Here is a 13,174-nt window from a genome sequence, read left to right as displayed (position 1 = left end):
AACTCGCTCGTGAAGAACGAGAAAGGAGACGACATGGAACTCAATCCCCATATTTTGCGCCATCACCACATCACCCTTAACGTGGGTAGTGCTCAGGATGACTACGACTTTCATACAAAAGTGTTGGGTTTGAAGAGCGTCAAGAAAACCGGCCTCTACGACGGTAATGATCCGATCTACCACTTCTACTACGGAAACGATATCGGCGAAGAGAGTACGTTGGTGACGTGCTTTCCGATGCGCCAATCCGGTCGAAAGGGACGCCCGGGAAGTGGACAAATCAAGACCCTAGCGCTTTCTGTTCCGGTGTCATCACTCGTGTTTTGGGCAAAGCATCTGGAAAGCCACGGTTTCAAACCTGAGTATCAGGAGCGTTTCGGCGAGAAACTTCTTCATTTCGCCCACCCCTGTGGAATTTGTTACGAGCTGGTAGGTATTGCAGATGATGATCGCAAGCCCTATTCAAATGGTGTTGTGCCTTCCGGGTTCGGCATCCGAGGAACTCACGGCATCACGGTGTCTGTGCGAGACCTGGAGAACTCTTCGGAATTCATGCACTACGGGTGGAATGGCACCAAGACCAATACGGACGGACAGTTCACACGCTTTGAAGTAGGTAACGGTGGGAGCGGTGCGGTCATCGATTACCAACTTGAACCGAACCTGCCTCAAGGTTCATGGGCATACGGAGAAGGTACTGTTCACCACTGCGCGTTCGAGGTGGCGGACCTGGATGTGCAACGTAACGTCAAGCTGCATCTGGAAGGCCTCGGCTACACCGATGTCTCTGACCGCAAAGACCGTGGATACTTTGACTCCGTCTATGTACGCACACCCAGCGGAGCATTGTTCGAAGCGACTGTTTCCAAGCCTGCCGGATTCACCGTTGACGAGCCCTTCGAGTCGCTCGGTAAATCCATCCAGATCCCTCCCCAATTAGGGGCCAGGGCACAAGAGATCATCGCCTACCTCGAACCACTGAAGTATTGATAGAGGTGGGAGATATGAGCGCAAACCCACACTTGGCATTACCCGTCCATTGCTCAGGTCCAGCGCCTGAGAGCGTCGGCTGGGTGGCGATATTTATCCACGGCAGAACGCAGTCATCCAGCGACATGCTGACTATCGCCAGTCGACTGAACCTTTCGGAAATGCCATGTATCGCGCTGGATGCCGCGGATAATTCCTGGTACCCCAACCAGTTCATGGAGCCGCTGGCGAATAACCAACCACGTCTGGACTTCGCTCTGGACCGACTCGATCAGTTGCTGAGCGAGCTCAATGAACGCGGGATTGCAAACGAACACATCGCGATCGTGGGCTTCTCGCAAGGCGCCTGTCTCGCGTGCGAGTACGTCTTCAGGAAACAGCAACGCTTCGCCGCATTGGTGGCGTACACCGGCGGACTGATCGGACCGGAGGAAACCCGCTGGGATACAACCGGTCGCCTTGAAGGAATGCCTGTATTGCTCAGCAATGGAGATCAAGATCCCTGGGTCCCTTTAGACCGCACCAGGCAAACGTTGGCAGTCTTCAATGCCATGGGCGCCAACGCCGAACTGAAGGTTTACCCCGGGCGAAGTCATGAAGTCTGCGACGACGAAATCATGATCAGCATGACATTGCTGAGAAGTGCGATGCGACTTGCAACGAAACAACCCGAATCAGCCCAATCGCCAGATCACATGCCCTGGCCATGACCTCGCTTACTCCGTGTCCGTTGCCGTGTGGCAAACCGGAACAGGAGCACACAGGCGACTCATCCCCTGAATAGTTGCTTCACCACTGGTAAAGAGAGCATCAACTATGAACATAGGTTTTATCGGACTCGGCACCATGGGTGAGCCCATGGCCACGCGCCTTGTCCAAGCCGGATTAGCCTTGACGGTGTTTGACCTGAACAACGACGCGGTAAATCGCCTGACCACACTCGGAGCGCAGCGTGCCGAGTCAGCGGCGGATGTGGCGAGTAAGGCCGAAATCGTATTTGTAAGCCTGCCCACCCCCGAAATCGTCGAGAAAGTCGCATTGGGTGAAAATGGCGTAGTCGAAGGCAAAAAAGTACGTGTCTATATCGACTTGTCGACCACTGGCCCACGGGTCGCCAAGGTGGTAGCCAATCAACTTGCAGCGCACAAAATCATCGCCCTTGATTGCCCTGTCAGTGGCGGTGCTGCGGGTGCGGCAAAGGGCACGCTGGCTCTAATGGTCTCCGGCCCCGGCGCGGCATTTGATGAAATCGCCCAGACGCTCCATCTGCTCGGTAAAGCGATTTACTGCGGAGAAGGTGCAGGTTTGGGGCAGACGATGAAACTCGTCAACAACCTGGTTTCGGTCACTGCGCTGGCGGTTTCTTCCGAAGCACTGGTGATGGGCGTCAAAGCCGGGTTAGCCCCTCAAGTAATGCTGGATGTCTTCAATGCTGGCAGTGGTCGTAATAGCGCCACTGTCGACAAGCTTCCTCGAGCGGTGCTGCCGCGCACCTTCGACTTCGGTTTCACGACTGCTCTGTCTTTGAAAGACACACGTTTGTGCCTGGATGAAGCTGAGGCGATGGGTATTCCAATGCCGGTCGGCAGTGCCGTTCGCCAAATGCTCAATATGACTCGTGCTGCCTACGGTGACAGTTCCGACTTTACCCGAATGGTCTGCGTGCTCGAGCAATGGGCCGGGATCGAAGTACCTGTGGTTCCTGCAGTCTGACTATACGGAGAGATGACGATGAGTAACGAAACGTTCGAGAAAGGCTTCGCCAATCGCAAAGCGGTACTGGGTGCAGCACACGTTGAAAAATCGTGGGCCAGCGCCGACGAATTCAACAAGCCGATGCAGGAACTGGTGACCAGGTATTGCTGGGGCGAAGTATGGGGCGACGACACGCTGTCGTTCAAGACTCGAAGCATCGTAAACCTTGCAGCGTTGACTGCGATGAGCCAACACCACGAGCTGTCCGTACACGTCAAAGGTGCTTTGACCAATGGCGTGACCAAAGAAGAAATTCGTGCAGTGCTGATGCAGGCTGCCATCTATTGTGGCGTGCCACTGGCTTTGGCCGCCTTTCGTGTAGCCAGCGAAGCGATCGCCGCGTGGGAAGCACAAAACTCCTGACAGCTGATACTCCCGTCGCAGCCATGCGTTGCCTGGCGGGACTTCTACTCCTCAACATTGCAGCACTCAGCGAGCACTTCCACTGCGTGCTCGCGACTATAACCATAACCATTATCCGGCTGAAGCAGGCGTCCGCGAAACGCAGAACACTATCGCCAAAACGCGGAGCAAACCATCTGCTCTGCAGCCGAGGTCAACATGATGCGCCCACTGCCTGAGTACGAAATATTTGCCGTGCGCTATGCACATCTCGAGCGCTCGCGCCGCGACAACTTTATAGCTCCAGATCCACACGATGGTCCGATGCCCATGGACTATTTCGTCTGGGTAATTCGCGGCTCGTCCAATCACTACCTGGTGGACACCGGCTTTAATCAGGCTGCGGCTGATGCTCGCGGGCGAACGCTGCTGCGCTGCCCAATTCAGGCATTACAGCTACTGGGTTTAACTCCCGAAGACATACGCGAAGTCATCCTTACCCACATGCATTACGATCATGCCGGCAACGTGGATTTGCTACCGAACGCCCGGTTCCATCTCCAGGAATCGGAGCTGCACTACGCGACAGGCCGTTACATGCGCTACTCCCCCCTACGTCACCCTTTCAATGTGAATGATGTGATCGATATCGTACGGGGCGTCTACCAGCAACGTGTCGTCTTTCATCAGGGCAGCACAATACTGACTCCGGGCGTTGAGCTGATCCACATTGGCGGCCATACCCAGGGACTGCAGGCCGTGCGGGTCCATACGTCGCGCGGCTGGGTGGTCCTGGCCTCGGACGCGAGTCACTACTACGACAATATGATCGAAGAATCGCCATTCCCTGTGGTCTTCCACGTAGGCGACATGCTCGATGGATATCAAAAAATACTCTCCCTGGCAGACTCGCCGGATCACGTGATCCCAGGGCACGACCCAATGGTGCGCAGGTACTTCCCCTTTGAGGGCGACCCGATCAACGACATTGTTGCTTTACACAAAGCCCCCCAAATCGAGCGCCGCTGAAGGTCGCAGGACAACATCTGCGTGTTAGTATCGAGGCGCTGCCCTGCCCCATGGCCTCCGTATACAAACCATTTCTACAAGAGGTCGAACACATCGACCCGTACTTTTTGGAGGCTCGTTGCGTATGCGCAGTGATAACCATAAGTTCTTTCGGGAACCCCAGGATTTTTTAAACATCGCTCTGCTCAGTTCGAAGTTGCATCCTCCCAGCTTCGCTCAGCTCATCCCGCGGCCACGCCTCCAGAACCGCCTGATGGAGGCGATCGACACCCCGCTTATCCTGCTGCAATCCCCACCAGGTTATGGCAAGACTTGCGTACTTGCGCAGTACTGCGAGAGTTTACGCACGCAGGGTAAACGCGTTGCCTGGTTAGCCATCGACAGCTCCGAGCGCGAACTCTCGGTTTTCACCGCGTATCTCAAGGCGATGATTGAGCTGGCAGGCCAACCCCGAGCACGATCAGGGCAGTTGACCCGAGTTGGCGACACGGGGTTGATGGATGCTCTCAATGCTCTGCTCGCCTTACTGGATGAACACCTGGCGACGCCTCTCTATCTGATTTTTGATGACGTTCATCAACTCGCGGGCAGCGACTCCGTCCGGGTCCTTTCCATGCTAATTGAGCGAGCGCCCGCCAACCTCCATTTTGCTCTCAGTTTCCGCGGTGAACCCTGCCTGTCGGTAGCGCGACTTCGAATGCACGGCAAGGTATTCGACCTCGGCGTACGCGATCTCTATCTGACAGACATGGAAACCAGCGCACTACTGGAATTGCATGGCGTTCAAGGAATCGATCAACGCCAGCTTCATACGCTGGGCAGGCGCCTCGAAGGTTGGACCGGCGGCCTGGTTTTGAGCGCCATCCAACTCCGTCGCGATCCGGAGTTGATCCACAACCTCACCCACTTCTCCGGCGACAGACGACAGTTCGCCGAGTTTTTTCTTCAGGACGTATTCAATCGACAGTCTGCAGTCATTCGAACGTTTCTCTTGCGCACCTCTGTGGTGGAGCGATTGTGCGCCCCGCTATGCCATCTACTGACAGGAATTGAGCACAGTCAAGAATTGCTGCGCGAATGCGAAGGTCTTGGCTTGTTTCTGACCCCCATAGACGACCAGCAATCCTGGTATCGCTATCACCCACTGTTCGCTGAGTTCCTGAGGAGGGAATTGCGCGAACAGGACGGCGAACTGCTCCTGTCCCTGCACGCTCGCGCCAGTGATTGGTTTTCCGAGCAAGGCGATCATCTGGAGGCATTCAATCAAGCCTTCGCCGCGACAGAAATGCACCGCGCAGCAGAAATCATGGACACCCATTGTCAGGACATTTTTGCGACCCAGGAGTATGCCTGGCAAATGGTGGATAAACTGCCAAGAGAGATCATCGGGCGCTTCCCCTACATCCTTCTCGCGCAGGTTTGGCAGCTTGAAATGCTCTGGCAATTTGAGACCTGCGCAGAACTGATGGAGAAGGCTCGTCAGCGCATCCATCAGTTAGAACGCGATAAACTGCTACCGGAAGAGAGGCTGCGTTCGCTCAATTACTTACTTCAACACCGTGAGTTGATGCGGGCACTGATGAGTGACGACCTGTCCACTGTGCAAGTGCGTGCCCAGGCCCTGCTTGAGTCTTACGATGACGCCCATCCCGTAGTACGGGCCAGCCTTTACACGGCGCTGATCAGTGCTCAGCGCGAACATTACAAACTTGGCGATGTGGAGCGTTTAAATGCTTTGGCTACAGAGCATCTGAAGCGCTTGCCCAACGACCTGGGCCAAGTATTTCACAACGCGGTTGTCGGCCCCTCACGACTGATGGTTGGCCGAACACACGCAGCGATCCAGGCGCTCAACAACGCTCTCAAAACCGCAGAACACCTTGCCGGCAAGAGCTCACCCCTGGCGGCGATGGTCGCTGTACTGCTGGCCAAAGTTCACTACGAGCGCGATGAATTGGAACAGTCGGCAAGTTTGCTGGACCACTACCTTCCTCAAGCAACATTTATCGGCTTCGTCGATCAAGCAATTGCCGGTTGGTTGACCCGCGCTCGTCTTTCAATGATTGAAGGCAATCAAGCCGCTGCATTCTCCACGCTGGATGAGGCGGATGTGTTTGCGACTGAGCATAACTTCGAACGCCTGCGATTGTTCACCTTGGCCGAGCGCCTCAAGTGGTTACTGCGCAGGGGCGATACCGACGAAGTCATCCGCCTTGGCCGGCGCAATGGACTACGATGCCCAATCAATGAAGTCTCGCCCAGTACACGAGCAAATACTCGTGATGAGGCACGCGCAATAGCGTGGATCAGAATTGCGCAGGCCGAAGATCGCTTACCAGAGGCATTGAACCTGGCAAAGCTTTGGCACCGGTATCTTGAAAACGTCGACGCGATACGAAATATGATTCGCTGGGGTTTGCTGATCACGCACCTTTCGGTGCTGTCCGGAGACCATCGGGCAGCTCAGCGCATGTTACGCAGAACGATATTGCAAGCGGCCCCTTGCGGTTTCATCCGCGTATTCCTTGATGAAGGACCGTGGCTGGAAAGCCTGCTTCGAGAACAACTGAAAAATGCAGTCCTGAGTAAGGAGCCTGCCGATGCCTTTGCGACCGACTTGCTGAGTCGCATGCAAGGATCCGATGGCGTAACCATCAAGCCAAGCCTCGACACAAGTGAACCCTCGCCCATCCTTGGGGCGCTGAATAGCCGCGAGATCGATATTCTGGAAATGGTCGCCATGGGCCTGCTCAATCGGGAGATCGGCGGCAAATTAGGGATGACCGAAGGCTCGGTGAAATGGTACCTCCAACAGATATACGACAAGATCGGCGTCCGTCGTCGCACGCAGGCCGCTGATCGGGCGCGCCAACTCGGCATATTGCGCTGATAACGGTGAAGAGTAACGATCGGTAATCAAGCATCCTGCCCACCCTGGACGGATATTGAGCTGTCCCCTCCACCTGCTGCGCAGGGGACAACCCAGATAGGCCTGGCGACGTCAGTGTGTCTCTTGCGAGAAGACAATCCCACCATGAGCGCCGAGCTTTGGGGTAGTCCCGGCTTCATCGGCTTTCAGATAGACCTCGTTCCAATCGGCGCGATAATCACGACCAGCAAGGTTGAAGACCGAGGTCAACGCTTGGCGTCGCAGGTCGCGATCGTTCACCAGCGTGAAAAAGTTGTCCTCATCCTCCTGACGTTTGACTGGATTCTTTTCCTGCGTGCGGCGTTTCATCTCAATCGCTGTAGGGTTGGCGATCTCGAGGAAACAGCGGCGACGCTCATAGGCGTACCAATCCAGCGCGTCATCGGCATACTTTTCATTGATGACCCCACCCAGGCACTTGCTCAACATGTCGGCGTCTTGAATGCCACTGGTGAACCCCAGGCCACCTATAGGGTTAGTCGCATGGGCAGCATCACCTGCAAGCAACACACGACCTTGGCGATAGGTACTGGCGGAGCGCTGGTGGACTCGGTACGAATTAGCCATGAGTAGTTCGTACGGTTGCTCCGGGTCCGGGAAAAAGTGTTGGATACGCTCGGGGATTCGAGCAAGACGTTCCTCCTCGGACAATTCGCCAGCTTCGCCATATGCAATTCGCCATTGATGGTTATTGTCGATCTTGGCAATCACCGCCCAGTTATCACCGTTCGCAAGCATTGTGGAGGGTGCGTAGCCGTGCTTGTCAAAGTCATAGATGACATTGGTTGCCATGAAGACTTCGTCCCAGGTGAACCCCTCAAATGCGATATCCAATTCTTTCCGGACACTCGAGCGGGCACCATCGGCGCCAATTAACCAGTCTGCTTCAAGCGTGCGCGGCCCTTCGGCAGTCAGCACGGAAACCATAACCTGCTCGTCACTTTCCAGCACAGTATCGAAAACGGTATCCCATAGAAGCGCAGTGCCAGGCAGTTTCAGGAATGCTTCCAACACAATCTCGGCCAGCAGATCCTGCCCAAAATGCAGGTTATAGGCATAAGGAGTGAGGTCTTCAACATCGCGAAAATTGAGGCGACCAACAGTGCCCGACATCATAAAACGCAGGTTGTATTCATAACCCCACGCCGCGACTTTCTGGGCGGATTCAAGCAAACCAAGCTCATCCAGCACCTTCAACGTAGATGACAGATACACCATCGCCCGGGGCCAACGCAGGATATCTCGCTCTCGGTCGATAACTGTGACTTGCGCGCCCTGACGGGCCAGCCCCAGCGCCGTGATTAAACCTGTCGGTCCTGCGCCGACGATAATGACTCGTTTATCTGTGGCCATCTAAAACTCCGGTTCGTTGTTCCTTGTGGACAGCGCAGAGCAGTCTGCGAGCAAGACCGCAAATCCGAGACTGTTCGCGCGACGCAGTCTGCATTTACTCCCGAACGGCTTAGGGGATGACCTACCCAAAGATAGCGTTGGCTCACCAGGACCTTGCGAGATTCGCGACAGGTGCACGTCGCTATCCTTCGATAGGTGCAGCTCACGCGGTCTTCATCAAAATCAGTGCTTGCGGACTACTGCATGGATCTGCCCAGTTGCAGCAATGCAGCGGGCGATAACAACAATCAGAAGCGCAGGACCTCATGACCCATTCCGATTTTTTTTGTTGCCGACTCAATTCAAATGGCGGCGACGGACCTCAGGTACTTCTGCCTGAGCGAATCCGCGCTGTAATCATCGCTAAATGGCAATCCGAATGAACCGCCGTGACTTTTTGAAAGTTGGGCTCACCTGCGGTGTGGTTGCCGGTTTCAACTCCAACGTGATTGCCGAAAGCCTCGACGCTGCTGCGCTGCGCCAACCCGACTTAGTCATCGCTGATAACCGGTTCGAGGCGAGCCAACGCTTTGGTAGTGAGGCAGCACGCAATGGTCTGCCCCACCACATGATCGACGGAGATATCACCGACCTGTGGTTTGAAACACTGGACCCACAGTGGCGCCGGCATCCGACAATCATTGCAGGCATGACAGCCCCGCAACCGCTCTTTTGCCTTGAGCGCCTTGCTCAGGACCGCGGCATGAGAGTTGTCCTGCGCATCACTCATGAAGCTTTGCCGAACAATCAGCTAAGCCATCAGATTGAAACGACAGAGCATTTGCTTCAGCCATTGAGCCAGCTTCTGGAGGGCCCGGATTGGAGCGAGCGCATGGCCAGGCTGGCCGGTGTCTGCTCGTGGCGTGGTACTCCGGGTTCGTGCAGCTCGCATCGCATCATTTCAGGGACTGCTGACGCCAGCCTGCTTGTCAGTCCACTCGTCAGCTGGGTTATCGCTCCGCTGATCAGCTGACACATCACAGTTCGATTTACGAGGTATAGATATGCAAACCCCGCCCGGCGTCAGCGCCGAAGACTTCGCCCAGGCACTCGGTAAATTCAGCCAAGTGGTAGGAGACGAATGGGTCTTTACCAGCCAGGAAGACTTACATCTGTATCGCGACTCTTACTCGCCATACTGGGGAGAGCCCGAAGAAATTCTCGCATCGGCGGCAGTGGCTCCATCAAGTACTGAAGAAGTTCAGCAACTGATGCGCATCGCCAACCAGTTCAAGATCCCGATGTATCCGATCTCCACAGGGAAAAACCTGGGCTATGGAGGGTCAGCACCCACCTGCTCAGGTTCGGTGGTACTGGATCTGAAGCGAATGAACCGCATCCTGGAGGTTAACGAGAAGCAGGCCTACTGCGTCGTAGAGCCAGGGGTCAGCTACTTCGACCTTTACCGTTATCTGCAGGAAAAAAACATCAAGTTGTGGATGGATGTTCCTGACCCAGGCTGGGGGAGCATGTTGGGGAACGCTGTAGATCGCGGAGCAGGTTATACGGCTGCACAGTTTCGCAACCATTTCGATGCTCATTGTGGAATGGAAGTGGTGCTGGCCAATGGTGAGGTAATGAGAACTGGTATGGGAGCGATGCCAGGCGCAGAGACCTGGCAGCTCTACAAGACTGGCTTTGGTCCTTGGGTTGACGGTATTTTCAGCCAGTCAAACTTTGGCATTGTGACCAAGATGGGATTTTGGTTGATGCCTGAACCAGAGGCATTTCTAAAAGGCACAGTGCACCTGTCCAGCTATCGGGACCTCATACCGTTGGTGGACATCATGACCGAGATGGAGAATCAAAAGATCTTTACCGGCTTTCCGGACATCAACAGCCCTCTGCTGGGATCGCCGAGTTTGGCCGGCCTGCACGACTTCCTGCTCCACGGGCCGGTGGCACGAGATGCCGAGTACAAAGCACTGGCGGACCGCGGCGCGAAACCGCAAGAGTATGAAGGCTACGGCAAGCAACATGGCATCCCTTTTTGGAATGGCGCCTTCACTTTCTACGGTCCCGAAAAAATCATTCGCGCTCAATGGGAATATGTCCAGGAACGCTTTCGCAAAGCAATTCCTGACGCCAAATTTGAGGAAAGTGAGTATTACGATCTGCCCCTGTCGCCAGAGCAGCAAAAGCAGGTGCAGTATCCCGCTCAGTTTGGCATTCCCAACATGCGCGCCTTTTCGATCGGTGCACGCTCTCACTGGAATCCCGCGCCACCTTCCGACGGTCATGCGTGGTTTTCTCCGATAATTCCCCGAGACGGTGAAGCCATTCTTAAAATCAATGAAGTGCTCGGAACAGCCGCTCGGAAACTCGGCGTGCCATTTGCTTTCGCCCTCAACGTCCCCGTCCCCTGCTGGGAACGGTGCTTTGTTTTCATCATCCCGTTCTGGATCTCAAAAGATCCTGCAAAGAACAAACAGACGCGGGCAGCGTTTCGCGCATTGATCAAAATTGCCGCGGAAAATGGCTGGGGTGAATACCGAACCGCCACCGCCTTCCAGGGCGATGTCATGGATACCTACTCCTTCAACAACAATATTCTATTGCGCTTCCATGAAACGCTGAAGGATGCCGTTGACCCTAATGGCATCATCTCTCCGGGGCGCTATGGAATTTGGCCGAAGAATCTACGGCAGGAGAAAAAACCATGAAGCCGTCACTCCTGGCCCTCCTCGCAAGTGCGCCCCTAAGCTGGGCCATAACCGCAGACGCCGCAGAAAACCAAGGCAAGTTGGTGTATGAGAAGTGGTGTGCTCCTTGCCACTCTCGAGGGGAGGTCTATCCCGGCACTACGGCCTTGGATGCGCGATATAAAGGAGCCGTTCCAGCAAGCCTCGAGGACCGCTCGGACCTTTCGCCAGAACTGGTCAAGTACTTCGTTCGCAATGGCATTTCGGTGATGCCATTTTTCCGCAAAACAGAAATCAACGATATTGAGTTGGACTCCCTGGCGCGCTACCTCGCCGAGCCTGCAAACAAAAAGCAGACTGGCAATTAACGGTAATTGAGCCCATAGCCGTTCGACAAATCTTCCACTTCAGGACTTTAGGAGCGCGGTAGCGTCAGCAGATCCATGGCTGACCAGCTACCAAGCTCCTCTTTTTGTTGCGCCACCAATCATCCTTTGCGCACTGGCATTACGCGCCTGGGCCAACGCCAGCTTTCAATTCACACGAAAGCTGCCAACCCATTGTTGTAGTTCGCCACTCAGTTGCGTGAGGGTGACACTGCATTGGGCGCTGCCTTTCACATTCGATGCGGTGCTGTCCGCCAAATCCCGTACCCGTGTCACACTGCGCCCGACATCTTCTGCCACTGCGTGCTGTTGTACGGCAGCAGCAGCGATTTGCTGATTCATCTGCTCAATCAGCGAGACGGCGATACTGATTTCTCCAAGCGCCATGCGTGCCTTGCCTGCGAGTTCTACGGTTTGGCGGGTGAGCGTGAGGCTTTCTCGACTTTGCGCAACGGCTTCGCCAGCAATGCTCTGCAAGCTATGTGTAAGCAGGTCGATTTCTGCAGTGGACTCCTGAGTCCGCCTGGCCAAGGCTCGCACTTCCGTCGCCACGACGGCAAAGCCGCGTCCCTGATCACCGGCTCGCGCAGCTTCGATTGCCGCATTGAGGGCAAGCAGGTTGGTCTGTTCTGCCACTGATCGAATGACGTCAAGCACGCCACTGATTCGATTGCTTTCCGTCTCCAGGCGAACCACCGACTCGGTAGAGCGCTCAACGCCGAGCACCAGTCGATCAATCTGCCGTACCGTCTCACCGACAACGTCCACTCCGGCTGTTGCCTGACGTTCCGCCAACTCTGCGGCCCCTCGGGCCTGCTGCGTATTATCAGCCACTTCCTGAACGCTCGCGACCATCTGCGTCATCGCCGACGCAGCCTGCTCAGACTCTTGCACCTGAACCTGGGCAGTATTTTGACTGGCAATGCCATATTCAGAAAACGCCTGCGCAACCTGCCCAAGTTGATGGATGCCATCGCCGATTCCAGTCACCAACCCCCGCAATCCGTCACACATTCGCTGCATGGAAGCATACAACTGACCTATTTCGTCACGCCGATGACTGTCCATCCGAACCGCCAGATTTCCTTTTGCAACGTCTTGCAGTACCCCTACCGCCTTTCGTAAAGGACCCACTATTTGGGCCTGAAGCACGAAGGTAGAGCCTGCCGCGACGAAAAGGAGCAGAAGCACGCTGGCGCCGAGCGACTGGAATATGCGTGTTTTCAACGCAAGCATTTCATGGCTTTGTGCGGAGTAGACCTCTTTTCCTAACTCGAGAAGCCGCCGAGCATCTTTGTCCAAGCCGGTGTTAAGCGCCTCGATTTCCTGACGCCCAGTAAATAAGCCGACGGAATCGGTCAGGCGGACCAAATCATCCAGGTTTTGAGCATAGTGTCCCGCTGCCGACGCCATTTCACCCAGAACATTCGCAGAGGAATGTCCCGGTTGACTGACCCGCAGGCGATCAAGTTCTTGCTTGAGTTCACCGATCAACTTTTGCGCTTGCCTTGCAGCCTCTGCTGAGCGAGTGAGGGCAAAGTCCCTTTGAGCGATCTGTACTTCTAATTGCCGGGCATTGATATCAGAAATGAGGGTGATGAAGGTTCCCTGCTGGAATATCGCAGACATGCTGTAAAACCCTAACCCGGCAACACCTAAGGCGATGATCAGCAGAAAACCAAAAGCGAGTAACAACTTCCTTCCAATTG

Annotated in this window: 11 protein-coding genes and 1 pseudogene; 9 read left to right on the top strand and 3 right to left on the bottom strand. The window is 55.2% G+C overall.

Translation table 11 applies throughout. From position 1 onward, the window contains the following. Positions 1 to 33: 33 nt before the first annotated feature. The 6 genes from KW062_RS11365 to KW062_RS11340 all read left to right on the top strand — a co-directional run bounded on the left by KW062_RS11365 (position 34) and on the right by KW062_RS11340 (position 7,006). Positions 34 to 990, top strand: coding sequence for a VOC family protein (locus tag KW062_RS11365; RefSeq protein WP_105755701.1), 957 nt, complete (start codon positions 34 to 36; stop codon positions 988 to 990). 14 nt (positions 991 to 1,004) lie between these two features. Further along, the gene (locus KW062_RS11360; protein WP_105755702.1) at positions 1,005 to 1,700 is read left to right on the top strand and encodes an alpha/beta hydrolase; all 696 of its coding nucleotides are present in this window, start codon (positions 1,005 to 1,007) and stop codon (positions 1,698 to 1,700) included. A 106-nt stretch (positions 1,701 to 1,806) separates the two neighbouring features. Then, positions 1,807 to 2,703: an NAD(P)-dependent oxidoreductase gene (locus tag KW062_RS11355; RefSeq protein ID WP_105755703.1), complete on the top strand. Its 897-nt coding sequence runs from the start codon at positions 1,807 to 1,809 to the stop codon at positions 2,701 to 2,703. Positions 2,704 to 2,721: 18 nt separating this feature from the next. Then, entirely contained in the window at positions 2,722 to 3,108 is a 387-nt protein-coding gene (locus tag KW062_RS11350) for a carboxymuconolactone decarboxylase family protein (protein ID WP_105755704.1), read from the top strand. Between the two features lie 198 nt (positions 3,109 to 3,306). After that, entirely contained in the window at positions 3,307 to 4,116 is an 810-nt protein-coding gene (locus KW062_RS11345) for an N-acyl homoserine lactonase family protein (protein WP_105755705.1), read from the top strand. Between the two features lie 124 nt (positions 4,117 to 4,240). Further along, positions 4,241 to 7,006, top strand: coding sequence for a LuxR C-terminal-related transcriptional regulator (locus tag KW062_RS11340; RefSeq protein WP_105755706.1), 2,766 nt, complete (start codon positions 4,241 to 4,243; stop codon positions 7,004 to 7,006). A gap of 111 nt (positions 7,007 to 7,117) precedes the next feature. On the opposite strand, the gene KW062_RS11335 is transcribed toward KW062_RS11340, so the two are convergent. Beyond that, on the bottom strand, positions 7,118 to 8,398 hold the full coding sequence (locus KW062_RS11335; protein WP_105755707.1) for an FAD-dependent oxidoreductase: 1,281 nt from the start codon (positions 8,396 to 8,398) through the stop codon (positions 7,118 to 7,120). Between the two features lie 418 nt (positions 8,399 to 8,816). Between KW062_RS11335 and KW062_RS11330 the strand changes: the two genes are divergently transcribed. The 3 genes from KW062_RS11330 to KW062_RS11320 are packed head-to-tail and all read left to right on the top strand — an operon-like array spanning position 8,817 to position 11,447. Then, on the top strand, positions 8,817 to 9,410 hold the full coding sequence (locus KW062_RS11330) for a hypothetical protein (RefSeq protein ID WP_105755708.1): 594 nt from the start codon (positions 8,817 to 8,819) through the stop codon (positions 9,408 to 9,410). A gap of 31 nt (positions 9,411 to 9,441) precedes the next feature. Further along, positions 9,442 to 11,100: an FAD-binding oxidoreductase gene (locus KW062_RS11325; RefSeq protein WP_105755709.1), complete on the top strand. Its 1,659-nt coding sequence runs from the start codon at positions 9,442 to 9,444 to the stop codon at positions 11,098 to 11,100. Then, complete coding sequence (locus KW062_RS11320; RefSeq protein WP_105755710.1) at positions 11,097 to 11,447, top strand: c-type cytochrome; 351 nt, start codon at positions 11,097 to 11,099, stop codon at positions 11,445 to 11,447. Before KW062_RS11325 ends, KW062_RS11320 begins: the two co-directional genes overlap by 4 nt. Before the next feature lie 165 nt (positions 11,448 to 11,612). Here the strand turns inward: KW062_RS11320 and KW062_RS11315 are convergent, their stop codons facing one another. Both KW062_RS11315 and KW062_RS29380 read right to left on the bottom strand, forming a co-directional pair. Beyond that, the gene (locus KW062_RS11315; protein ID WP_442757352.1) at positions 11,613 to 12,329 is read right to left on the bottom strand and encodes a methyl-accepting chemotaxis protein; all 717 of its coding nucleotides are present in this window, start codon (positions 12,327 to 12,329) and stop codon (positions 11,613 to 11,615) included. A 144-nt stretch (positions 12,330 to 12,473) separates the two neighbouring features. Next, positions 12,474 to 12,701 (bottom strand): annotated as a pseudogene (locus KW062_RS29380) (HAMP domain-containing protein); the annotation flags it as partial. Between the last annotated feature and the right edge of the window lie 473 nt (positions 12,702 to 13,174).

The organism is Pseudomonas fluorescens, assembly GCF_019212185.1.
Taxonomy (GTDB): Bacteria; Pseudomonadota; Gammaproteobacteria; order Pseudomonadales; family Pseudomonadaceae; genus Aquipseudomonas.
Note: the sequence above shows the minus strand (reverse complement) of the source record. Positions and strands in the feature narration are given on the sequence as shown.

Coding starts and splice junctions, on each gene's coding strand:
- KW062_RS11365 (WP_105755701.1), top strand. CDS start 34: ATGGAACTCAATCCCCATATTTTGCGCCATCACCACATCACCCTTAAC.
- KW062_RS11360 (WP_105755702.1), top strand. CDS start 1,005: ATGAGCGCAAACCCACACTTGGCATTACCCGTCCATTGCTCAGGTCCA.
- KW062_RS11355 (WP_105755703.1), top strand. CDS start 1,807: ATGAACATAGGTTTTATCGGACTCGGCACCATGGGTGAGCCCATGGCC.
- KW062_RS11350 (WP_105755704.1), top strand. CDS start 2,722: ATGAGTAACGAAACGTTCGAGAAAGGCTTCGCCAATCGCAAAGCGGTA.
- KW062_RS11345 (WP_105755705.1), top strand. CDS start 3,307: ATGATGCGCCCACTGCCTGAGTACGAAATATTTGCCGTGCGCTATGCA.
- KW062_RS11340 (WP_105755706.1), top strand. CDS start 4,241: ATGCGCAGTGATAACCATAAGTTCTTTCGGGAACCCCAGGATTTTTTA.
- KW062_RS11335 (WP_105755707.1), bottom strand. CDS start 8,398: ATGGCCACAGATAAACGAGTCATTATCGTCGGCGCAGGACCGACAGGT.
- KW062_RS11330 (WP_105755708.1), top strand. CDS start 8,817: ATGAACCGCCGTGACTTTTTGAAAGTTGGGCTCACCTGCGGTGTGGTT.
- KW062_RS11325 (WP_105755709.1), top strand. CDS start 9,442: ATGCAAACCCCGCCCGGCGTCAGCGCCGAAGACTTCGCCCAGGCACTC.
- KW062_RS11320 (WP_105755710.1), top strand. CDS start 11,097: ATGAAGCCGTCACTCCTGGCCCTCCTCGCAAGTGCGCCCCTAAGCTGG.
- KW062_RS11315 (WP_442757352.1), bottom strand. CDS start 12,329: ATGACGCAGATGGTCGCGAGCGTTCAGGAAGTGGCTGATAATACGCAG.